The 22,076-nt window shown below is 64.3% G+C and carries 13 protein-coding genes; 7 read left to right on the forward strand and 6 right to left on the reverse strand.

Annotation, left to right across the window (positions count from 1 at the left end; translation table 11 throughout):
* Positions 1-84: 84 nt before the first annotated feature.
* Together ACTYOL_RS01190 and ACTYOL_RS01195 are read right to left on the reverse strand one after the other, a co-directional pair.
* Entirely contained in the window at positions 85-948 is an 864-nt protein-coding gene (locus ACTYOL_RS01190) for an ABC transporter ATP-binding protein (protein WP_200603132.1), read from the reverse strand.
* A complete protein-coding gene (locus ACTYOL_RS01195) occupies positions 945-2,525 on the reverse strand; it encodes an ABC transporter permease (protein ID WP_444757431.1) in 1,581 nt (526 codons plus the stop codon). Before ACTYOL_RS01195 ends, ACTYOL_RS01190 begins: the two co-directional genes overlap by 4 nt.
* A gap of 298 nt (positions 2,526-2,823) precedes the next feature.
* Here ACTYOL_RS01195 and ACTYOL_RS01200 point away from each other — a divergent pair, with 298 nt between their 5' ends.
* Together ACTYOL_RS01200 and ACTYOL_RS01205 are read left to right on the forward strand one after the other, a co-directional pair.
* Entirely contained in the window at positions 2,824-3,873 is a 1,050-nt protein-coding gene (locus ACTYOL_RS01200; RefSeq protein WP_197889745.1) for an ABC transporter substrate-binding protein, read from the forward strand.
* 21 nt (positions 3,874-3,894) lie between these two features.
* Entirely contained in the window at positions 3,895-4,800 is a 906-nt protein-coding gene (locus ACTYOL_RS01205; protein ID WP_054891639.1) for a TauD/TfdA dioxygenase family protein, read from the forward strand.
* An 86-nt stretch (positions 4,801-4,886) separates the two neighbouring features.
* Here the strand turns inward: ACTYOL_RS01205 and ACTYOL_RS01210 are convergent, their stop codons facing one another.
* Positions 4,887-5,801 carry a LysR family transcriptional regulator gene (locus ACTYOL_RS01210; RefSeq protein ID WP_444757432.1) on the reverse strand — a complete coding sequence of 305 codons (915 nt, stop codon included), beginning with the start codon at positions 5,799-5,801 and terminating at the stop codon, positions 4,887-4,889.
* A 192-nt stretch (positions 5,802-5,993) separates the two neighbouring features.
* Between ACTYOL_RS01210 and ACTYOL_RS01215 the strand changes: the two genes are divergently transcribed.
* From ACTYOL_RS01215 to gabT, 4 genes are all read left to right on the forward strand, one after another.
* Positions 5,994-8,333 (forward strand): TonB-dependent receptor, encoded by a 2,340-nt coding sequence (locus tag ACTYOL_RS01215; RefSeq protein WP_063542178.1) that lies wholly within the window; start codon positions 5,994-5,996, stop codon positions 8,331-8,333.
* A gap of 17 nt (positions 8,334-8,350) precedes the next feature.
* The gene (locus ACTYOL_RS01220) at positions 8,351-10,027 is read left to right on the forward strand and encodes an aryl-sulfate sulfotransferase (RefSeq protein ID WP_444757433.1); all 1,677 of its coding nucleotides are present in this window, start codon (positions 8,351-8,353) and stop codon (positions 10,025-10,027) included.
* A gap of 332 nt (positions 10,028-10,359) precedes the next feature.
* Entirely contained in the window at positions 10,360-11,802 is a 1,443-nt protein-coding gene (gabD, locus tag ACTYOL_RS01225; protein WP_054891643.1) for an NADP-dependent succinate-semialdehyde dehydrogenase, read from the forward strand.
* A 179-nt stretch (positions 11,803-11,981) separates the two neighbouring features.
* Positions 11,982-13,259: a 4-aminobutyrate--2-oxoglutarate transaminase gene (gene gabT / locus ACTYOL_RS01230; protein ID WP_063542182.1), complete on the forward strand. Its 1,278-nt coding sequence runs from the start codon at positions 11,982-11,984 to the stop codon at positions 13,257-13,259.
* A gap of 67 nt (positions 13,260-13,326) precedes the next feature.
* On the opposite strand, the gene ACTYOL_RS01235 is transcribed toward gabT, so the two are convergent.
* Positions 13,327-18,078, reverse strand: coding sequence for a dermonecrotic toxin domain-containing protein (locus ACTYOL_RS01235; protein ID WP_444757434.1), 4,752 nt, complete (start codon positions 18,076-18,078; stop codon positions 13,327-13,329).
* Between the two features lie 245 nt (positions 18,079-18,323).
* Here ACTYOL_RS01235 and ACTYOL_RS01240 point away from each other — a divergent pair, with 245 nt between their 5' ends.
* A complete protein-coding gene (locus ACTYOL_RS01240; RefSeq protein WP_125930998.1) occupies positions 18,324-19,649 on the forward strand; it encodes a response regulator in 1,326 nt (441 codons plus the stop codon).
* A gap of 10 nt (positions 19,650-19,659) precedes the next feature.
* On the opposite strand, the gene ACTYOL_RS01245 is transcribed toward ACTYOL_RS01240, so the two are convergent.
* Complete coding sequence (locus ACTYOL_RS01245) at positions 19,660-20,649, reverse strand: GGDEF domain-containing protein (RefSeq protein WP_151925496.1); 990 nt, start codon at positions 20,647-20,649, stop codon at positions 19,660-19,662.
* Between the two features lie 140 nt (positions 20,650-20,789).
* Positions 20,790-21,974, reverse strand: coding sequence for a delta-9 fatty acid desaturase DesA (desA, locus tag ACTYOL_RS01250; protein WP_063542188.1), 1,185 nt, complete (start codon positions 21,972-21,974; stop codon positions 20,790-20,792).
* Between the last annotated feature and the right edge of the window lie 102 nt (positions 21,975-22,076).

The raw sequence follows: 22,076 nt of genomic DNA on the forward strand, positions 1-22,076 counted from the left end.
GCAGGCTGCGTCGCGGGCAAGCCCGCTCCCACAGAAGTTGCATGCGAACCCAAGCCTCCAAGAGCAGGCTTACCCGCGAAGCACTCACAGCGCAATCAGTTCCGGCCGCAATCCTTCCACCCGGCTCGGCGCAGGCCTCAGGTGGTCACCCGCCCCGGTGATCTGCTGCAGCACCTTTTCGCGCAGGCCGTGCAAGGCCACGCCCGTGCGCAAGCGCGGATGCGGCAGCTCGATCTCGACCACCGCCTTGATCCGCCCTGGCCGTGGCTCCAGCACCACCACTCGGTCGGCCAGATACGTGGCTTCTTCGGCATCATGGGTGACCAGCAAGATGGTCACCCCCGACCGTTCGCGAATCGCCAGCAATTCGTCCTGCAACTGCTGCCGGGTCAAGGCATCCAGTGCGCCGAAGGGCTCGTCCAGCAGCAGGATGCGCGGGCTTGCCACCAGCCCGCGGGCGATCGCCACGCGCTGTGCCATGCCCCCGGAAAGCTGGTGCGGATAGGCTGACTCGAACCCCGTCAGCCCCACCAGTTGCACGAACTCATGCACCTTGCGCGCTCGCTCGCCCTGGGTGAGCGGGTCGTTGACCAGGCCCAGGGCGATGTTCTGCTCGACCGTCAGCCAAGGGAACAGGCGATGCTCCTGGAACACGATGCCGCGTTCACCACCGATGCCGGTCACCGGCTGGCCGTCGATACGGATGCTGCCGTTGAAGTCGTTGTCCAGCCCCACCAGCAGGCGCAACAGGGTGGACTTGCCGCAGCCCGAGGCGCCCACGATGGCGATGAATTCACCTTCGTTGATCGACAGGTCGAAGCCGCGAATGGCCTCGAACGGTTGGCCGTCGACGCTGAAGGTCTTACCGACGTTTTCGAAGCTGACCAGCGGCGGGGTGGCGTCGGGTTGATTGGCGGCGTGCAGGGCCGAGGTGTTGAAGGCGTTCATGCGGTTCTCCAGCGCGTGGCGCGCGATTCGAGGCGTTGTCCGAGGTTGCCGAGCAGGGCACCGACCAGGCCGATCAGCACCATCGCGGCCATCACCTGGTCCATGCGAAACAGCTGTTGAGCGCCCAGCATCAGGCTGGCGATACCGCCGTCCGAAGGCATGAAGTATTCCGCGCCGATGGTGCCCAGCCAGGCGTAGATCAACGACAGGCGCAGGCCGGCGAAAATAGCCGGGGCGGCGCCGGGCAACACCAGCAGGCGCAGGCGATGGGGCAGGTCCAGCCGCAGTGTGCGTGCCGCTTCCCCAAGCTGCGGCGACAGGCTGGCGATGCCACGCTGGGTGGCGATCAGCAACGGGAAGAACGCTGCCAGCCCGACGAACACCAGCTTCGACCCTTCACCCAGGCCGAACCAGGCGGTCAGCAGCGGCACCCAGGCGAACAGCGCGACCTGGCGCAGCGCCGACAGGCTTGGCCCGAACAGGCGCTCGCCGGTGCGCGACAATCCCAGCACCAGGCCCACGGCAAAGCCTGCGCCACCGCCGAGCAGCAGGCCGAGCAGGGTGCGCTGCAGGCTGCGCGCCATGGCGTCGGGGAGCGAGCCATCGAACAGGCCGCCAATCAGGCTGCGCAGCACCTCGAGCGGTGAGGTGAGGATATTGCCGTCGACCCAACCGAAACTGTTGCTGGCCTGCCACAACGCCAGCAACGCCAGCGGCAGCAGCCATCCCTGCCAGGCGCGCGAGGTATCACGCTGGCGTTGTTCGCCGGTCGCCGACTGCGGCCAGTACAGCAGCCGGCGCTCCAGGCGCGAGAAGCCGTGTTCCATGCCGGCCCCGACCACACCGATCAGCAGGATGCAGAGAAACACCAGGTCGAGCATGAACAACTGCCGGCCCCAGACCATCAGGTATCCGATGCCTTCGCTGGAGGCCAGCAGTTCCACTGCCAGCAAAGAGGTCCAGCCGGTTGCCAGGCCCAGGCGCACGCCGGCCAGGAACGCGGGCAGGGCGGCGGGCAGCAGCAGGCGCAGGAACAACAGGTGTGGCGGCAGGCGCAGCACGGCGGCGGCCTCGCGCAGCCGGGGCTGGGCGTCGCGTATACCGATCAGTGTGTGCAGGGTGACCGGTACCACCACGGCCTTGACCAGCACCACCAGCTTGAGCCATTCGCCGATGCCGAAGAACAGCATGAACAGCGGGATCCAGGCCAGTGTCGGGATCTGCGCGAGGGCGATGAAGGTTGGTAGCACCAGGGTTTGGGCGCGGCGAGAGCTGCCCAGCCAGGTGCCGAGCAACAGGCCGCTGACGATCCCGGCGAGCAGACCCCAGAGCAGGCGCTGCAGGCTTATCCACAGGTGGCCCCAGAGCTCGCCCGAGCCGTACTCCAGAGCCGTCTGCCAGACCAATGACGGAGCCGGCAGGATCTGCTCGCTCATCCAGTGCCGCTGGCTGGCCACCCACCACAAAAGCGCCACGGCGACCGGGATCACCCAAGGGATCGCCTTGTCTGCCCAGCCGCGCCTCGCGAAGGATACCCGCCAACCGCCCTGGCTCAACGCTGTCGTGCTCTCGCTCATCGATCCCTCTCTTGAAGCGTTTCAAGCTTATGCGCTAAAGGAATAAAAAATATTCAATGCCAATATCAAAGAAATAAGAGCATGCATCCTGTGCATCGGGAAGCCCCCGGACATTGCGTTTTGCTCATATTTGCGATGCGTCCTGCGCAAGCCGGGCGCAGAGCCGCGTCTTTGCTCATTTATAGCTTTCGGTTACTTGAGCATGAGTTTTCGGTCTTTGCCGGTTCTAAGCGGGGCGGCCTAGCGTTTGGCCAACGCGCCGGTCATCGCCGGCGGCAGCCTGCCAAGGAGCCATGCCATGAAAACCCCGTTCCGCCACCTATTGCTCGCCGCGCTGTGCAGCGTCCTGCCGCTGGCCGCTCAGGCCGCTCAGGCCGCTGACAGCGCCAAGCCCGAGGTCATCCGTATCGCCGTGCCTGACCTGAGCGCTGGCAGCAAACCCAGCGCCGGGGGCGTGGTCGATGTGCTGCGTGATCAGCAACTGTTGGAAAAAGCCTTCGCCCAGGATGGCATCCGCATCGACTGGCGCTTCTTCAAGGGTGCCGGGCCTGCAGTCAACGAAGCTCTGGCCAACGGCCAGGCAGACTTCGCCTACCTGGGCGACCTGGCCGCGATCATCGGCAAGTCCAGCGGCCTGGACACTCATGTGCTGGCGGCCGGGGTGCGTGGGGTGAAGAGCTACCTGGGGGTGGTGCCGGGCTCCGGCATCCACAGCCTGGCGGATCTGAAGGGCAAGCGCGTGGCGGTGTTCCGTGGCACCGCCAACCAGCTGTCGTTTGCCAGCGCCCTGGCCAGCCAGGGCCTCTCGGAGCGCGACCTGAAAGTCATCAACCTGGACTTCAACGCGTCCAACGCGGCGCTCGCCGCCAAGCAGATCGACGCCACCTGGGGCCTGTCGAACCTGCTGTCGCTGCGTGACCGCGGGCTGGTCGAGCTGCCGGTCAACTCGCGCGACCTCAAAGGCGCTGGCAGTACCCAGTCGGTACTCGTAGGCACGGGCGAGTTCATCCGCAAGCACCCGGACCTGGTCCAGCGCCTGGTCAGCACCCAGCAGCAGGCGGTGAACTGGCTGCGTGACGAGCGCAACCGCGAGGCGTACCTGGATCTGGTGTCGAGCACCGCCAACTGGCCGCGCAGCGTGCTCAGCGATGACCTGGCCCAGGAAAACCTCGCCCACTACTTCGATCCGCGCCTGGACGGCGAATTCGTCGGCCTGCTGCAGCAGGGCGTCGACCTGGCCGCCAAGGAGCGCCTGATTCGCCGCAGCTTCCAGGTATCCGACTGGATCGACCCTCGTTTCATCGATACCGCCCTGCAACAGGAACAGGCCGTCCAGGCCGCCCGCTGAATCCATCGTAAGGAGCACGACATGAGCAACGCCGCATTGGCCGCCGCGCCACAAGCCCTGGAACTCGATATCCATCCGGTCGCCGGCCGCATCGGTGCCGAGATCCGCAACCTGAAGCTGTCCGCTGACCTGGACACTGCCACCGTCGACGCCCTCCAGGCGGCGCTGGTGCGGTACAAGGTGATCTTCTTCCGTAACCAGACCCACCTCGACGACCAGGGCCAGGAAGCTTTCGCCAAGCGGCTCGGCGAGCCAATCGCCCACCCCACCGTGCCGGTGGTCGATGGCACCCGCTACCTGTTGCAGCTCGACGGTGCCGAGGGCCAGCGCGCCAACTCCTGGCACACCGACGTGACCTTCGTCGACGCCTACCCCAAGGCGTCGATCCTGCGCAGCGTGGTGGCGCCAGCCTCCGGTGGCGACACGGTCTGGGCCAACACCGCGAGCGCCTATCAAGAGCTGCCTGAACCGCTGCGCGAGCTGGCCGACAAGCTCTGGGCCGTGCACAGCAACGAGTACGACTATGCCGGCGCCAAGCCGGATGTGGACCCCGAGCGGCTGGAGCGCTACCGCAAGGTGTTCACCTCGACCGTGTACGAGACCGAGCATCCGCTGGTGCGCGTGCACCCGATCAGCGGTGAACGGGTGTTGCAGCTTGGGCACTTCGTCAAGCGCATCAAGGGGTATTCACAGGCGGATTCGAACCACCTGTTCAACTTGCTGCAGGGGCATGTGACGCGTCTGGAGAACACCGTGCGCTGGCGCTGGCAGGCGGGGGACGTGGCGATCTGGGATAACCGCGCGACGCAGCACTATGCGGTGGACGATTACGGTACCCAGCCGCGGATCGTGCGGCGGGTGACCCTGGCCGGTGAGGTGCCGGTGGGGGTGGATGGGCAGTTGAGTCGGACCACACGCAAGGGGTGATCCTGTAGCGGGTGTGTCGGCTTCTTCGCGGGCAAGTCCGCTCCCTGTGGGAGCGCGCTTGCCCGCGAAAAGTCCACGACCGATCCCTAACCTTCCCCATCACAAGCAATCAACTGCCGCACCAACCCCTGCGCCAATGGGGACAACCCATAGCCCACCCGGCTGACGATGCCGTAGCGGGTATGGCAAGCCTCTTCCTGTTCCGCCGTCAGGTCCACCAGCTCCAGCGCCACCAGCCGCTCTTCATCCTGATAAGGCCGCAAGTTGCCCCGGCAGGCGATGCCGATGGTGTCTGACTGCATCACCACGTTGAGCAGCGCATAGCCATGCTCGCACTCCACGTTGGGCAGGAAGTCCTGGCGGCCGCTCATCTCGCTGAGCACCTTGCGGATGTTCGGCGGGCGCAAGGTGGTGGCCATCGGGTAGTCGAACAGGTCACGCGCGCGCACCTCGTTGCGCTCGGTCAGCGGATGCCCGGCGCGGCAACAGAAGTACCAGCGTTGCGGCGTGAGTTTGTGCACCCGGTAGTCCGGGTCGGCTTCGAACTGACGGGTGTCGGCGACGAAGAACTCGATCTCCTCGGCCATCAGCCTGCGGTTCAACGCCTGCCAGTTATCCACCTGGAAGCAGGTGCGCGCCGCCGGAAACTCGGTCACGAAGCGCGCCACCGCGCGCGGCACCAGCCCACCGGCAGGCGCCGGCCCCGAACCGAAGCGCACCATGCCGGTCGTCGCGCCATTGAACTGGTTGATCTCGTTGACCAGGTTGTGCGCGCCATGCACCAGGCGCCGCGAATGCTCCAGTACCAACTGGCCCTGGCGGGTCGGTGCCAGCTCCTTGCTGGCGCGGTCGACCAGGCGACAGCCGATGTTGTGCTCCAGCGTCTGGATGCTGCGGCTGAAGGCCGATTGCGACAAGTTCACGGCCGCGGCGGCGGCGACGAAGCTGCGGTGCTCGACCAGGGCGATGAAGTGGCGAAGCTGACGGAGATCGATATGCATTTTCTACATGAAAACTTTCGGTGAAATGCAATTGCTGACAAGGGTTGTGAACCTTATAAATGCAGTTACTTATTCCACAAAATATGAAATGCAAATATTTATATCTCTTAAAAGAATATAAGCCCCTCTGACTGCGATTCGGTTCCGTCAACGGAAATGCTCGCCAGGGCCCATGCCTCAAGGAGCATCTGCATGTCGCGAGTTTTCCGTTGGCCGACGCGTGCGTCGCTGTTCACCCTGCAACCCCTGGCCGCTGGTGTGCTGTTGGCGACCGCCGGTCATGTCCTCGCCGAGCCGGCGCCTGCCGACGCTGCGCCCACCGTCGAACAGGACGCCAAGCTTGGCACCGTCACAGTCAATGCCCGGCGCCGCGAGGAAACCTCGCAGAGCGTGCCCACGCCCATCAGCGTGCTGGGCAGCGAAACCCTGGAAACCCAGCGTATCTACCGAGTGCAGGACCTGCAGCAACTGGTGCCCAGCACCAATGTCGCCTACGTCCATGCGCGCCAGTCGAGCATCTCGATCCGCGGCCTGGGCAACAACCCGGCCAGCGATGGCCTCGAAGGCAGCGTCGGGGTGTATCTGGACAACGTCTATCTGGGGCGCCCCGGCATGGCCGTGTTCGACCTGCTCGACGTCGAGCAGCTCGAAGTGCTGCGTGGCCCGCAGGGCACGCTGTTCGGCAAGAACACCACGGCCGGGGTACTCAACATCACCACACGCAAGCCAACCTTCCAGCGCGAGGGCAGCGTGCAATCGTCGCTGGGCGAGGACGGCTACTGGCAAACGCAAGGCAGTTTCTCCGGCCCGATCACCGACACCCTCGCCGGGCGCATCAGCGCTTACCGCACCGAGGACGACGGCTATGTGAAAAACCTCTACAACGGCGACGATCTCAACGGTGGCAAGCGCCAGGGTTTTCGCACCCAGTTGCTGTTCAAGCCCAGCGATACCTTCAACCTGCGCTGGATCGGCGAGTACAACGAAGAGGACTCCAACAACGGCATCCTCAGCCTCTACAGCACCGGCCCGACCATCAACGGCGTCAACCGCTACGAAAGCCTGGCCAGCCAGGCTGGCGCTACCTTGGTGTCGGGCAAGAAGCGCAAGGTCAACTTCGATGCCGACCAGATGGTCAAGGTGTTCCAGGGCGGCACTTCGGTTGAGGCCAACTGGACGCTGCCCAACGACTTCACCCTGACCTCGATCACCGCCTACCGCTGGTGGGATTTCACGCCACGCAACGACGACGGCCTCAACGTGCCCGCCGCCTACAACGCGGGCGTGTCGGTGCGCGACAAGCAGTACTCGCAGGAACTGCGTCTGGCCTCGCCCACCGGCGGCTTCTTCGACTACGTGCTGGGGGCCTACTACTTCAAGCAGGACCTGGACAACAAGTCGTTCACCTATTACGGCCCCCAGGCCGACATCTGGAACGCCACCCCGGCCGGTGCCTTGGCCAACGTCACTACCCTCGGCAACGGCCATATCGATACCGACAGCTACGCGTTGTTCGCCCAGGGCACCTGGCACCTGACCGAGCGCCTGGACTTCACCGCAGGCGTGCGCGGCACCTATGAAGAGAAGAATGCCTGGGTGACCCGCGACGATCCCTTTGGCGGTGCCGCGGTCACCGGTGCAGCCGCGACAGCACGCCAGGGCCGCGTGGGGGCCTACGATTCGGGCGACCTCAGCCAGTACAGTTTCGCGCCGTCGGGGCTGCTGAGCCTGAGTTACCGCTTCAACGACGAGGTGCTTGGCTACGCCAGCCTTTCGCACGGCGAAAAGTCGGGTGGCGTGAACCTGACCGTCGGCGCCGCCCCGCGCCTGGGCACCGACTCGCTGCAGGTCGGCACCGAGCGGGTCAACAACGCCGAGCTCGGGGTCAAGAGCACGCTGCTCGACAACCGCCTGCAACTCAATGCCAACCTGTTCTGGGCGCAAGTACATGGCTACCAGGCCAACGTCTACGACCAGGTCAATCGCGTGCAGTACCTGGCCAACGCCGGCAGCGTGCGCTCGCGTGGTTTCGAATTCGAGGCCACGGCCGTGCCATTGCGCGGCCTGACCTTGAACTTCAACGGTTCGTGGAACGACGTGCGCTACACCGAGTACAAGGACGCCCCGTGCCCGCCGGAGGTCAGCCTGGTCAACGCCGCCGCGACTTGCGACTTGTCCGGCCACCAGGTGGTCGGTGCCTCCAAGTACATCGCCAACCTCAACGCCCAGTACAAGTGGCAACTGGCCGAGCGCATCGAGCCCTATGTCACCGCCAGCTACGCCTTCCGCTCTCGCGCAGTGGGCACCATCGACGACTCGGACTACGGCCAGATCCCCAGCTACGCCATCGTCAACCTCTCCACCGGCGTGCGCCTGGACCAGGGCGACGGCGTGCTCGACCTGTCGCTGTGGGTGAAGAACGCCGGCGACAAGACCTATTTCACCAGCCTGTGGAATTCCGCCAACGGCGGCTATGCCGGCGTGCTCGGCACGCCGCGCACCGTGGGCGCCACCGCCCGCTACGACTTCTGAGGACAAGGAGCTTTGTCATGAACGCCAAGACCGAAACCCCCGCCCTGCCCGAGGGCGCCTGCATCACCGCCAAAGTGCCCACTGACGACCAGGCGCTGCTCGGGGACATCGTCGTCAACCCTTACCGCCTGGCGCCGCTGACCGCGATCATCCGCGACGGCGGGCGCACCATCGGTAACGCCCATGTGCGTGTGCTGGGCCGTGGCGAGCGGGGTGTGGACATTGCCTACGACGTCTCGAACCGCTCGCTGTGGACTTACGGCGGCATCCCGGTGTTCGGGCTCTACCCGGACCACGTCAACCAGGTCGAGGTCAGCTACAAGCTCGACGGTGAGCGCGTGCGCGAGCGTTATGAAATCTACGCCCCGGCCGTGCGCCTGCCGGTAGTGGCAAAACAGACGGCGGCGCTGCCGCTGGTCGAACCGATCAAGGTGGCGCCGGGCTTCGAGAAACGTCTCTACCTGTTCAACCACCTGCTGGGCGAGATCCCCGGTGGCCGTGCCTTCAGGTGGAACGGCCTGGGCGGTGCTGCCGAGTGGGATCAGGTCGGCAACAACTGGATCGCCGACAGCAATGGCGATGTGCGCTGGTACCTGGATATCGAGCAGATCCACGACTCCAACCGCCGCGATGGCCTGGGGGGGACCATGGGCTTCCAGCAGACCCGCGACGGCAAGCTGATCTGGGGCCAGGGCCAGACCTACTCCAAGTTCGACCTGCTGGGGCGGCGTGTCTGGCAGCGCAACCTGCCGGACAAGTTCGCCGACTTCTCCCACGAGATCCGCGAAACGGCACAGGGCACCTACCTGCTGCGGGTGGGCACCAGCGACTACCGGCGACCGGACGGCAAGCGCGTGCGCTCGATCCGCGACCACATCATCGAGGTTGACGAGGCGGGGGATGTCCTGGACTTCTGGGACCTCAACCAGATCCTCGACCCCTACCGCGGCGACCTGCTGGAAACCCTCGGCAAGGCGGCGATCCAGTTGCCGGCGGGCGTGCACAAGCAGGACAAGCGCCTGGCCAACGAGCTGGCCGAAGGCGATCTGCCGTTCGGCGACACTCCCGGCGTCGGCACCGGGCGCAACTGGGCGCATGTCAATGCCATCGACTACGACGCCGATGACGACAGCATCATCGTTTCAGCGCGCCATCAAGGGGTGGTGAAGATCGGGCGTGACAAGCAGGTGAAGTGGATCCTCGCCTCGCCCCAGGGCTGGCCCGCGCGGCTGAAGGCCAAGGTGCTGACGCCAGTTGGCGGCGATGGCTTCGACTGGTCGTGGACGCAGCACACCGCCTGGCTCACCGGCAAGGGTACGCTGACCGTGTTCGACAACGGCTGGGGCCGCGATTTCGCCCCGACCAAGCTCAGCGGCAACTACAGCCGCGCGGTGGAGTACCGCATCGATGAGGCCAAGGGTACGGTCGAGCAGGTGTGGGAATACGGCAAAGAGCGAGGCGACGAGTGGTATAGCCCGATCACTTCGGTGGTGGCCTACCGTCCGGAGACCGATACCCAGTTCATCTATTCCGCCTCGGTGGGCTACCTGACGCCGGAGAAGCTCACCACTACGGTGCTCAATGAGGTGCGCCGGGGGACCCAGGAGGTGTTGGTGGAGTTGAAGGTGCACAGCCGTCAGCCGGGGAGTGTGGGGTATCGGGCTCTGGTGATCGAGTTGGACAAGGCCTTCTGATAGAGCGGCATCACATTTTCGTCAGCTCGATCGTCTAATCTTTGCTGGCCCTATCGCGGGACAAGCCCGCTCCCACAACCTGTGGGAGCGGGCTTGTCCCGCGATAGGGCCAGCGCTGTCTAAAGACCATTCGTTCTTTTTTTCGAACAGCCTATTGTCCAACACCCCAGCACCCGCTTAGCATTCGTTTGAGATTTCAAACGCTCGATGCCCAATATTGAACACTTGGCTCGTTTGGGTGCCAGAATTCCTGACGGCAGCCCCACCAGGGGCGCCTTTCAACAATCAACAAGACGTTCCGTGCCAGCGCGGCGCGGTCAAGGGAAGCCGACATGCAGCTCAAAGACGCTCAGTTGTTCCGCCAGCAAGCCTTCATCAACGGTGAATGGCTGGATGCGGACAGCGGTCAGACCATCAAGGTGACCAACCCGGCCACCGGCGAAGTCATCGGTACCGTGCCGAAGATGGGGGCTGCGGAAACCCGCCGCGCCATCGAAGCCGCCGACAAGGCCCTGCCGGCCTGGCGTGCCCTGACCGCCAAGGAGCGTTCGAACAAGCTGCGCCGCTGGTTCGAGCTGATGATCGAGAACCAGGACGACCTGGCTCGCCTGATGACCACCGAGCAGGGCAAGCCGCTGGCCGAAGCCAAGGGCGAAATCGCCTATGCCGCCTCGTTCATCGAGTGGTTCGCCGAGGAAGCCAAGCGCGTCTACGGCGACACCATCCCGGGTCACCAGCCAGACAAGCGCCTGATCGTCATCAAGCAGCCGATCGGTGTCACCGCGGCCATCACCCCGTGGAACTTCCCGGCGGCGATGATCACCCGTAAAGCCGGCCCGGCCCTGGCCGCTGGCTGCACCATGGTGCTCAAGCCTGCTTCGCAGACCCCATACTCCGCCCTGGCCCTGGTCGAGCTGGCCACCCGCGCCGGTATCCCGGCTGGCGTGCTGAGCGTTGTTACCGGCAGCGCCGGCGAAGTCGGCGGCGAGCTGACTGGCAACTCCCTGGTACGCAAACTGTCCTTCACCGGCTCGACCGAAATCGGTCGCCAGCTGATGGAAGAATGCGCCAAGGACATCAAGAAGGTTTCCCTGGAGCTGGGCGGCAACGCTCCGTTCATCGTGTTCGACGACGCCGACCTGGACAAGGCGGTCGAGGGCGCGATCATCTCCAAGTATCGCAACAACGGCCAGACCTGCGTCTGCGCCAACCGTATCTACGTGCAGGACGGCGTCTACGACGCGTTCGCCGAGAAGCTCAAGGCTGCCGTTGGCAAGCTGAAGATCGGTAACGGCCTGGAAGAAGGCACCACCACTGGCCCGCTGATCGACAACAAGGCGGTCGCCAAGGTCCAGGAGCACATCGAGGACGCCGTCTCCAAGGGCGCCAAGGTGCTGTCCGGCGGCAAGCTGATCGAAGGCAACTTCTTCGAGCCGACCATCCTGGTCGACGTACCGAAGACTGCCGCCGTCGCCAAGGAAGAGACCTTCGGCCCGCTCGCGCCGCTGTTCCGCTTCAAGGACGAGGCCGAAGTCATCGCCATGTCCAACGACACCGAGTTCGGCCTGGCCTCGTACTTCTATGCTCGCGACATGAGCCGCGTGTTCCGCGTCGCCGAGGCCCTGGAATACGGCATGGTCGGCATCAACACCGGCCTGATCTCCAACGAAGTCGCGCCGTTCGGCGGTATCAAGGCCTCGGGCCTGGGCCGCGAAGGTTCCAAGTACGGCATCGAGGACTACCTCGAAATCAAATACCTGTGCATCAGCGTCTGATGCGCTAAGGGCTTTACCTCTGCCAGCGGGGCGCGAGAGCGACGTCTCGCTGGTTTTTTTGACATGCAGTACCTGGTGGCCAGGGCGCCGGTGACAGTCGATCAACGAATACTGTTCGCAGGCACACCCAGCCACCCCCGAATAACAGCGCCGTCAGAGTCGGCGCGAATGAGGGCATTATGAGCAAGACCAACGAATCCTTGATGCAACGCCGTGTCGCCGCCGTCCCACGTGGCGTCGGCCAGATCCACCCGATCTTCGTCGAGTCGGCGAAGAACTCCACGGTGATCGACGTTGAAGGCCGCGAACTGATCGACTTCGCCGGCGGCATCGCAGTACTGAACACCGGCCACCTGCACCCGAAAGTGGTCGCTGCCGTTCAAGAGCAGCTGACCAAGGTCAGCCACACCTGCTTCCAGGTGCTGGCCTACGAGCCTTATGTCGAGCTGTGCGAAAAGATCAACAAGCTGGTTCCGGGTAACTTCGACAAGAAGACCCTGCTGGTTTCCACCGGCTCCGAAGCCGTTGAAAACGCCGTGAAGATCGCCCGTGCCGCCACTGGCCGTGCCGGTGTGATCGCCTTCACCGGTGGCTACCACGGTCGTACCATGATGACCCTGGGCCTGACCGGCAAGGTCGTGCCGTACTCCGCAGGCATGGGCCTGATGCCAGGCGGCGTGTTCCGTGCCCTGTTCCCGAGCGAGCTGCACGGCGTGAGCGTCGATGACGCCATCGCGTCGGTCGAGCGCATCTTCAAGAACGACGCCGAGCCACGCGACATCGCTGCGATCATCCTCGAGCCAGTACAAGGCGAAGGTGGTTTCCTGCCAGCGCCGAAAGAGCTGATGCAGCGCCTGCGCGCCCTGTGCGACCAGCACGGCATCCTGCTGATCGCCGACGAAGTGCAGACCGGCGCTGGCCGTACCGGCACCTTCTTCGCCATGGAGCAGATGGGCGTCGCGCCTGACCTGACCACCTTCGCCAAGTCCATCGCTGGCGGCTTCCCGCTGGCCGGTGTGTGCGGCAAGGCCGAATACATGGACGCCATCGCCCCAGGTGGCCTGGGCGGCACCTACGCCGGTTCGCCGATCGCCTGCGCCGCGGCCCTGGCCGTCATCCAGGTGTTCGAAGAAGAGAAACTGCTGGACCGCAGCAAGGCCGTTGGCGAGCGCCTGACCGCCGGCCTGCGTGAAATCCAGAAGAAGCACTCGATCATCGGTGACGTCCGTGGTCTGGGTTCGATGATCGCCGTGGAAGTGTTCGAGAAGGGCACCCACACCCCGAACGCTGCCGCCGTGGCCCAAGTGGTCGCCAAGGCCCGTGACAAGGGTCTGATCCTGCTGTCCTGCGGCACCTACGGCAACGTTCTGCGGATCCTGGTTCCGCTGACCGCCGAAGACGCCCTGCTGGACAAAGGCCTGGCCATCATCGAAGAGTGCTTCGCTGAATTGGCTTGATTGCCGATCCGCGTAGCCGATAAAAAACGCCCAGGCATTGCCTGGGCGTTTTTTTTCAACCTGAGGATCAGGTGCTCGAAGGGCTGGGAGGTGTCCAGTCGGCAGCAGGGAAGAAGCGTTCGACCAGGTCGTCGTTCTTGAGCATGGCGGCGTACTCGTCGCGCTTGAACGGGTTGCCAGTGCGCAGATCGTATACCGGGTGCACCACGGGCGCTGTGCTCGGGATCTCCTTGAGCTTCACATTGACGAAGCGGAAGTCGTCACCCACGACCTCGCCGATGTCTTCGATCTCGAAACGGCACCCTGGCGGGAACAGGGTTTCCGCCTCTGTTTTTGTCCATGACAGGGGTGCTATGGGCACCCCGCTCTGGTATTGGCCCGCGGGTATCTCGAAAACCACCGATGTGTCGTCGAACGTGCCCTTCACGATGTCCGGCGAGGACAGCTCATCGCTGGCGAAGGCGCGTATCACGTAGGGATTCTCGGTAAAGGACGTCAGGTCCGAGTTGACCAACACATCGCCCTTCTTGAGTTTTCCGCTGCGAAAGTGCGCGCCCGATGTGCTTCTCGTTCCGTTGCCTCCGCGGTAGAGAGCGACCGTGTTGCTCTTGGGCAGGGTTTCCAGCGAGTCCACCAGCTTGTCGACGAAAGTGTCCGAATCGCAGAACGGGAACTCATGCACCCCGCGGCGCAGGTAGCTGTTGATTTGCGAGTTTTCATCCGTGTAGTTGCCGATGAGGCGGTTTACGTAGTCTTCGTCTTCCTTGTAGGTGTAGGTGATGCCTTCGTCGGTTTGCAGGCACTCGAAATCATGTTCGTCCATGTGCGCATCTTCGCCATCCTCCAGGCGGGCGATGTCGGTGTCGTCCAACAGCGCGCGATGACGGGCCTGGGCCTGGTTCGAGAGCAGTTCGCTTTGCGCCGCGTCCTCTTTCATGTGGATATCCCAGAAGCTCGAGCGGTCGCTGGGCAGGCTCACGACGTTGTCGCCACCCGCCACAGGTGGGGTTACGGTTTCAGGCGGGGGTACCAGGTTGTTATCGCCAGGGTTCCCACCCCGCAACCCGCCACTGTCGACGCGCTTCCAGGTACCGTCCGCCTGGCGCGCCAATGGCTGGCGTCCGAAGAAGGCGAAGGGATTGTCCGGATCGATGATCGACCATTGCGCGGTTTGCGCATCGAATTGCACCTGGAACACCTGGTCATCGATCTGCACGTAGTGGCGGCCATTGACCAGGGTGACACCTTGCGCATGTGTGCCAGTTGCCGGTGTGCCACCTTCCAGCGAGATGGCGACGGCGTGCTTGTCGGGGACTGGCTGGCCGATAGTGTTTTCCGCGTGCTCCACCGGGGTCCAGTCACCCAGCTTGTCCTGCCGGGCGTAACGTCCGGTGTCGATCAGTTCACCGCTTGCGTTACGCCTGGCTATCCGCGCCAATCCCTGTGCGGAAGGGGGGCCGAGCAGCACCGACTGGCCCTTCAGCTCGACGGGCTTGAGCTCACGCTCGGTGAGACCGAGCACTGCCGTTTTCGTGTCTGCCCAGCGCCGTGGTTGGCTGGGCAGCCGCTCGGCATTGCGTAGCAGGCTGCCAAAACCTTTCATGCCGTGCGCCAGGTCACCATAGGCGCCTGCGCCGTTGAGCAGCGAAGACAACAGGTACAGGCTCGCGGTGCCGGCATCGCGATTGATGAATGCGCTCAGTGCGCCGACATAGTCGCGCAGGGCAAGTGCGGCGCCCACTGTGAAGGCGGCAGGCGGGAAGGGCAGCGTCACGATCTGGACCACCGTTTCCAGCGTGTTCCAGACGATGCTCGCGATCATGTCGGCGCGACCCTTGGTGACATCGCGCACATCGACGATGCGCTGGCGCAGCCCATCGTCGTAGCACAGGATGCGCAGGTCGTCCGTGGGGGCTTCGGGCACGCTTGGCACCGGGCTCGCTCCGCCCTCGCGCAGGTCCTTGAACAGGAAGGCCAGCAGTTGCCCGGCTTGCCTGCGACTGCGGTCCTTGTAGTAGTCGATCATGCCTGGGGTGGCGAGCGACTGGACGAAGCTGCTGAAGGGCCGAAAGTCGATGCCGTCTGCAGCCGCGGGAGTGTAGAGCAACGTCTGCGAGGGGTGTCCTTCCGGCGACTTGAGCAGGTAGCAACCGAGGATGACTTCTTCGCGGTAGGGCGGGGTCTTGCCCATGATCCGGTACAGCGCGTTGAACAACTTGCCGATTGCCGGCTCGTCGGCCAGGAACTCGTTGTCGATACGCACCACCAATCGGTAGAACGCATGACGCTCACGCTCCGTGTCGGCAGTCCGGTGCATGCTCTGGATGCTCGCCAGCACCCAGGTGTACTGGTCGGCATCCAGATGCCCTTGCAGGAGGCTGCGCAGCGCCGCCAGTTGCATCTGCAGTTGTACGATCAACACGCTCTGCCGACGACGCCAGGCGTAGCCGGTGTGTATGGGTGAGAGCAGGGTCTCCTCGATCAGGCTGACGTAGCGGTCGGATACCCACTGACCGCGTACGGAGCCTGTGACCGACTGCGGCGTCAACGCCGAAAGATCAACCCCGTCGGGGCCTTCGAGGGTTGCCGTGGTATCCGCTGTGGCCGTGAACAAGCCCAGGCTGTCGTCATAGCCGTTGCGCAGCAATTGGGTGTAGGTAAGGGTCTCCCTGGGTGACTTGATGATCACGCTGTCCGGATCGATGCTGTCGTCACGGTTGCCGAGCAACTGCTTGAGCTTGTCACGGGCCTGGGCGTGGACATACGCCTCGAAATCCGGCAGTTGCGCATGCTTGGCCTCGGCATACTGCTGCTCTGCAGCCTGGATCTGGTCTTCCAGGCGCGTCAGCTGGCCACGCTGGGAGGCACTGGCCGCCTGCAACCAGGCTGGCGTGCGCGCAGCTGTGTTGGCCTCGGCAACCTCGATGCGGTTTTGGGTCAGGGCTTTGACCCCTTCCTGGCCCGTGAAGCGCACCAGTGTCATGAACTGCTCGTAGAGCTTTTCCGGGGTAGGGATCTGCTGACGCTGCCTGCGGATATCCAGGTACCAGGTGTCCCAGACCTGCATCTCGGTGCTGGCGGGCTGTTGCTGTGTCTGCGGGAATGGCTTGTTGGCGATCTGACTGATCAGGGCGGCGAACGAGGTGCGCTGCTGGGCTATCACGTTCTGCAGCAGGTAGGCCTGGGTGTCCGCTTCTGCGAACCAGCCCACCACCTCGACGAGCAACTGCCGTTCGCTGTCGAAACCCAGCACCGGCTTGTGCGGATGTTGCGGGCAGCAGAGCAACAGACGCTGCAGGCCTCCCTCGGCGTCTTCCTGGCGCACCAGCAGGGCATCGCTGAGCAGGTACTGGTCCGCCAGGAGCAGGTTGGCACTGGACAACCTGTCGTAGCCCGTGCCGCTTCCGGCGGCGAAGGTTGCCAGCGTCTGCTGGTCATCGGGCGTGATCTGGCCTTGCAGGCGTGCGCACCAGGCTTGGGCCGCGATCTGCTGCAAGAGGGCGGCGTTCATCAGCGACCGGCTGCTGTCCTGCTTGTGTGCGGCTCTCTGTGCGGGGGCGAACTTGCCGTGCAGCGCCAGTGTTTCGATCAGCTTGCAGACATAAGCGGGCGTGAGTGTGGCGTACGCCTCAGGCAGTGGCCGGTCTTGTTGCTCGAAGCGCGTGGCGGTGATGAATTCCGAGGCCGGTTGGTCGTCGCCGTCGTGCAGGCCCTGCAACGCCAGGTGCACAAGGCTGCGCCGGATCTCGTAGGGGGCGGCGGTTTCGGGCAGCGTACGCTTGGTCACCAGCATGATCTGCTCGGGGTCCAGGTCCAGGCCCAGGTCGTTGGCGATACTGCTGCGCAGATGGGTCGCGGCGAAGCTTTCGATACTGTCGCAGGCGCCCAGCGCACTGAGCATGGCGGCACGCGCGTGGTCGTATTCCTGGAGTGCCTTCAGGCATTGACTGGCCTGGTCCTCAGGCGCGTATCGCAGCCAATCGGGTGCTTTGGGCGGTGTCTTGAGCGCTTCGTCGAGGGTGGCGTCGAGCGCGCTGCCTGGCCCGAGGGCAAGCGGCAGGCGCAGGGCATCCTCGACGCGCCCGGAACGGGATTCACCAGGCGCCAGCCCGGCCTGCAAGGCGTGCTTGATATCGTGCAGTTGCAGGCTGCGCAGTTGTCGATGCAGCTCGGCAAAGGCCTTGCGCGGTGCGGGCCTGATCACCCAGTGGCGCTGTTCGTAGGTTTGCACTGCCGATGGCTGGGTCATCGCGAGGCGCTGCGTGCGGGGCAGGGTATCGGTGATGCTGGCCCTGGCCACCGGCTGGTTCACCAGCGCGGTCAGCGCTGCGATTGCCAGGTCGCGCGTGGCGAAAGCGGCCCATTGCCGGCCTGCGAGCCACACGAGGGTCGGGCCGCTGTCCAGGCTGAACATGAGGCAGCCATGCAGTGTGGCTGTGCGGCTTGCCTCGAGCTTGAGGCTCAGGGTGCTGATGCTCAGGTCATTCTGATCGAGCGAAGCGGGCAGGCAGGTGGCATAGATCGGATGGATCCTGCCGGCGGCGATCTGGACATCGAGCAATTGGCGCAGCGTGGCCTCGATATCTTCGATGTGACACTGGCGCCTCGTCATGGCGGGCTTTTCGAGCGACTCCCAGTAGTCGTGCAGGGTGCTCCTGATCGTCAGCTCGATGCTCGTAGCTTCTGCGTCTGTCAGAGCCTGGTCCAGATTGACCAGCCCCATGCGCTCAAGCGAGGGGTGCTCTTCAAGGCGTTGGTCGATGCGGGTGCGCAGGGTCGAAAGGGCGTGTTGGGTGATGGATGAAAGGTTGAGCGTCATGAGCTCCTCGCTGGCCGTGCGTGTTGTACGGCTTTGTGATGGGGGCATCACTAGAGCCAGGCGGGCGCTGGGCGAGGTGGTAGTTAATGCATGCACGGATGCTGCGACGAAGATGAACAAACTGTGAACTGCATGCCATCGCGGGTTTTTTTATGCCAATTCGCGGCAGGTGGCGCTATGGTTAACCGATGGACGTGTTTGGAAGCCGCGATGGACTGCGTGTCAGGATTATTCAGGAGTTGCCCATGAGCGCTGCAGACCCCCTCCCACCCCGCGTGCTGATCGCCGAGAGCGATCCCTGGGTGCGCGACATGCTTCGCGAGATGCTGCTCAGCGTGCGCTGCGATGCCCGGCTGGAGGTTTGTGCCGATGGCTCCCAGGCCCTGACGGCGCTGTCGAGCAAGCCCGACCTGATCATCGCCGCCCGAGAGCTGTCCGGTGTCGATGGCCTCGACCTGTTGCGCAAGGTGCGCGCCAAGAGCGACAAGCCTGGGCTGCCGTTCATCCTCATGAGCGAACGCACTGACAGCGCCAGTGTGAAAGAAGCGCTGCCGCTGCATCCCACCGCCTACCTGAGCAAACCGCTGAACCTGGACAACCTGCGCAAACGCCTGGAAAACCTGTTGCTCGAAGTCGGCGAGCAGATCGCCTGCCCCGTGCCGCCCCTTCAGCCGGGTGCCAGCTTGCCGGCCTACCTCGAGCAGCGCCGCGCTACTGCCGATGGCGGCCCGCTGTTTGCCGATGTACAGGTGGCGATCAAGCGCGCCCTCAACCCGCAGGGGCTGAACCTGCGTGTGCTGGAAGAGGAGGTGCGCAATGACCCGCAGATCACCGGCGTGCTCATCGCCGCGGCCAACAGTGCCGCCATGCATAGCGATGCGCCGGTGCAGACCCTGCTGCAGGCGCTGAACAAGCTGGGCAGCACCCAGAGCATGAACCTGATCCTGGGCCTCACGCTGAAGCGCAGCGCACGCTTGAGCGATCCGCTGCTGGCGCAGCATGCCGCGCGCTTCTGGAACATCTCGCTGCATACCGCCGAATTCGCGCGTACCTTGGCACGCATGCTCGAGCTGGACCAGGAGCGCTGCTACTGCGCGGGCCTGCTGCATTGCCTGGGTGACCTGGCCGTGTTGCGTACCCTGCAGGAGTGGCGTCTGGCCGGTGGCGAGCTGGACGAAGACCAGGTGCAGTTGTCGCTCAATGAGTTTGGCGCGCCATTCGGTTCGGCCCTGCGCACCCGCTGGCGCCTGCCGCTGAACCTGCGCGAGCTGATCGCTGCGATCTATCAGCTGGGTGGTGGCGTGTATTCGCGAGAGATTCTGGCGATGAACCTGGCCGGCCAGTTGTCGCGGGCACTACCGACCCAGGGCAACGAGAAGATCGCCAGCAGCAAGACTGCACGCTTGCTCAAGCTCGGCCTGCCTGAGCTCAACCGCCTGCGCGAGCCACCCGCGCCGCCGGCGGTGATCACAACGCCTGAGGTCGAAGCCGCGAACGTTGAAGCTGAGGTTGTGGAAGAGGTGCCTCAGGCCCAGGACACCGACGAAGACAGCGCCACGGAAAAACCGTGAGCGCTACCGCTCATCCGCGCACGATCTGGTTCTTGCCCTGGCGCTTGGCCTGGTACATCGCCGCGTCGGCGCGACCGAACAGGTTGTCCAGGTCGGTATCCTGATCGCTCAGCTCGGTCAGCCCCTGGCTCACGGTCACGCCGTAGGTCTGCTGGCCGTAGGTGAAGCTCAGGCGCTGGATTTCTCGCTGCAAGCGCTCGGCGATCTGCTCGGCGACCTGTGCCGTGCAGCCTGGGAATACCGCCGCGAATTCCTCGCCGCCAATACGGCCGAACAGATCGCCCCGGCGCAGCACTGCCTTGCCGCTGTCGGCGATGCGCTGTAGCACCTGGTCGCCTTCCGGATGCCCGTAGCTGTCGTTGATGTGCTTGAAGTCGTCGATGTCCAGGAGCAGGAATGCCATTGGCGTGCCGTCTTCTCGGGCGCGGTCGAACGCTTGCTGGGCGCATTCGAAGAAGTGCCGACGATTGCTGCTCTGGGTCAGGACGTCGGTGGTGGCAAGGCGCTGCAATTCGCCTTCGAGCTGTTTCTTCTCGGTGATGTCCTCGGCAATGCCGACGATGATCACCCGCTCGCCTTCGCGCTGTTGGTTGATGTAGCACTTGTCGCTGAGCCAGCGCACTTCGCCTGCGCCGTTGATGATGCGGTATTCGCGGTCCTCGACGGTGCCCTGGAGCAGTACCTGGGCCAGGCTGCGCTCGGCGTAGTCGAGGTCGTCGGGGTGGATTGCATCGCGCCATTCGTTGTAGTCGGCCATCACCAGGCTGGCCGGGCGGCCAAAAATACGTTCGTAGGCGGGGCTGACGTACAGCACCTGGCGGGTTTCCCAGTCGAAGGCCCAGAGCACGGCGTTGACGCTGTCGAGCAGCGAGCTGTAGAGCTGCTCGCGCTCGCTCAGGCGCGCCACTTCACCCTGGGCATGCAGCAGGGCGAGCAGGGTCTGGGCAGCTTCGGGGCGGGGCGGACCGGTCTGGATCGAGGGGTGACGTTCTTTGGCCATGTGCACGGATCGGATCTCGACGAATGTGCGTGCGGCCACGACCCGGCCCGCCACGCGGGCGATATGCCGATTTTGAGTCGAGCAGGGGGGGGAAGTTCCGGTCGGCATGCCCTCGGGCGGGGCATGCCGATCAACGGCAGTCAGGCGCCGGTAGGGCGTAGGGAGTAGGTCTTGAGCTGTGCGGCGAAGTCGCGCAGCGACTGGATACCGCTGGCTTCGGCCTCGTGTACCCAGTCTTTCATGGCCGCCAGCATGTCGTGGCCGTTGGCGCTGGTGCGTGCCCAGATCTGTTGCAGCGCCAGACGCTTCTCGTAGATGGTCTTGAGCGTCTGACTGTGCGTCAGCATCGATTCGATACGTACGTGGTGGCGATCCTGCAGCAGGCTGGTCTCGCGTGACAGCAGGCGCTTGGCACGGCGGAAGTGGTGGCGCACCGAGGTGTCGACCTTTTCCAGCTCCTGCTTGACCAGCGGGCCGATCACCAGCTTGCGGTACTGGGCCATGATCTGGAAGCGGTTGTTGAGGATCGCCATGGCGGTGTCCATGTCCAGCGAGGCCTTGCCTTCCACCCGGTGGGCGATTGGCGCCACGCGCTGCACCTTGGCCAGGCGCAGCAGGCACAGCAGCCGAATCCACATCCAGCCCATGTCGAACTCCCAGCGGCGCACCGACAGCTTGGCCGAATTGGGGTAGGTGTGGTGGTTGTTGTGCAGCTCTTCGCCGCCGATGATGATGCCCCAGGGCACCAGGTTGGTGGCCGCGTCGCGGCACTCGAAGTTGCGATAGCCGACTGCATGGCCCAGACCGTTGACCACACCGGCTGCCCAGAATGGAATCCACATCATCTGGATCGCCCAGATGGTGATGCCGATGGTGCCGAACAGCAGCAGGTCGAGCACGGCCATCAGGGCGATGCCGCCCATTTTGTAGCGCGAGTAGAGGTTGCGTTCGATCCAGTCATCCGGGCAGTTCTTGCCGTAGATGCGCAGGGTTTCCTCGTTGCGCGCCTCTTCCCGGTACAGCTCCGCGCCTTTGCGCAGGACCGTGCCCAGGCCCTTGTACACCGGGCTGTGCGGGTCGTCGGGGGTTTCGCACTTGGCGTGGTGCTTGCGATGGACCGCTGTCCATTCACGCGTGTTCTGCGCCGTGGTCAGCCACAGCCAGAAGCGGAAGAAATGCTTGAGCCCGGCATTGAGCTCCAGGGAGCGGTGCGCCGAGTAGCGATGCAGGTAGATCGTGACGCTGACGATGGTCACGTGGGTCATCAGCAGGGTGACCGCGACCAGTTGCCAGGCCGACAGGTCGAGCAGACCGTTGTACCACATAGTTGGAAAGACCCTCGGGAAAACAGGGGAAACAACGGGCGCATTATCCCTTGACGGGGAAATAAAACCAGTCGTGCTTTCGCCGGGATCGTCACCGCCGGT

The organism is Pseudomonas sp. A014 (assembly GCF_052378495.1).
In the GTDB taxonomy this organism is placed as follows: domain Bacteria; phylum Pseudomonadota; class Gammaproteobacteria; order Pseudomonadales; family Pseudomonadaceae; genus Aquipseudomonas; species Aquipseudomonas machongensis.

Excerpts from the sequence above, each read along its gene's own strand:
- ACTYOL_RS01190 (WP_200603132.1), bottom strand. The coding sequence starts at position 948 with ATGAACGCCTTCAACACCTCGGCCCTGCACGCCGCCAATCAACCCGAC.
- ACTYOL_RS01210 (WP_444757432.1), bottom strand. The coding sequence starts at position 5,801 with ATGCATATCGATCTCCGTCAGCTTCGCCACTTCATCGCCCTGGTCGAG.
- ACTYOL_RS01240 (WP_125930998.1), top strand. The coding sequence starts at position 18,324 with ATGAGCGCTGCAGACCCCCTCCCACCCCGCGTGCTGATCGCCGAGAGC.
- desA (WP_063542188.1), bottom strand. The coding sequence starts at position 21,974 with ATGTGGTACAACGGTCTGCTCGACCTGTCGGCCTGGCAACTGGTCGCG.
- ACTYOL_RS01205 (WP_054891639.1), top strand. The coding sequence starts at position 3,895 with ATGAGCAACGCCGCATTGGCCGCCGCGCCACAAGCCCTGGAACTCGAT.
- ACTYOL_RS01215 (WP_063542178.1), top strand. The coding sequence starts at position 5,994 with ATGTCGCGAGTTTTCCGTTGGCCGACGCGTGCGTCGCTGTTCACCCTG.
- ACTYOL_RS01245 (WP_151925496.1), bottom strand. The coding sequence starts at position 20,649 with ATGGCCAAAGAACGTCACCCCTCGATCCAGACCGGTCCGCCCCGCCCC.
- ACTYOL_RS01195 (WP_444757431.1), bottom strand. The coding sequence starts at position 2,525 with ATGAGCGAGAGCACGACAGCGTTGAGCCAGGGCGGTTGGCGGGTATCC.
- ACTYOL_RS01235 (WP_444757434.1), bottom strand. The coding sequence starts at position 18,078 with ATGACGCTCAACCTTTCATCCATCACCCAACACGCCCTTTCGACCCTG.
- gabT (WP_063542182.1), top strand. The coding sequence starts at position 11,982 with ATGAGCAAGACCAACGAATCCTTGATGCAACGCCGTGTCGCCGCCGTC.
- ACTYOL_RS01200 (WP_197889745.1), top strand. The coding sequence starts at position 2,824 with ATGAAAACCCCGTTCCGCCACCTATTGCTCGCCGCGCTGTGCAGCGTC.
- gabD (WP_054891643.1), top strand. The coding sequence starts at position 10,360 with ATGCAGCTCAAAGACGCTCAGTTGTTCCGCCAGCAAGCCTTCATCAAC.
- ACTYOL_RS01220 (WP_444757433.1), top strand. The coding sequence starts at position 8,351 with ATGAACGCCAAGACCGAAACCCCCGCCCTGCCCGAGGGCGCCTGCATC.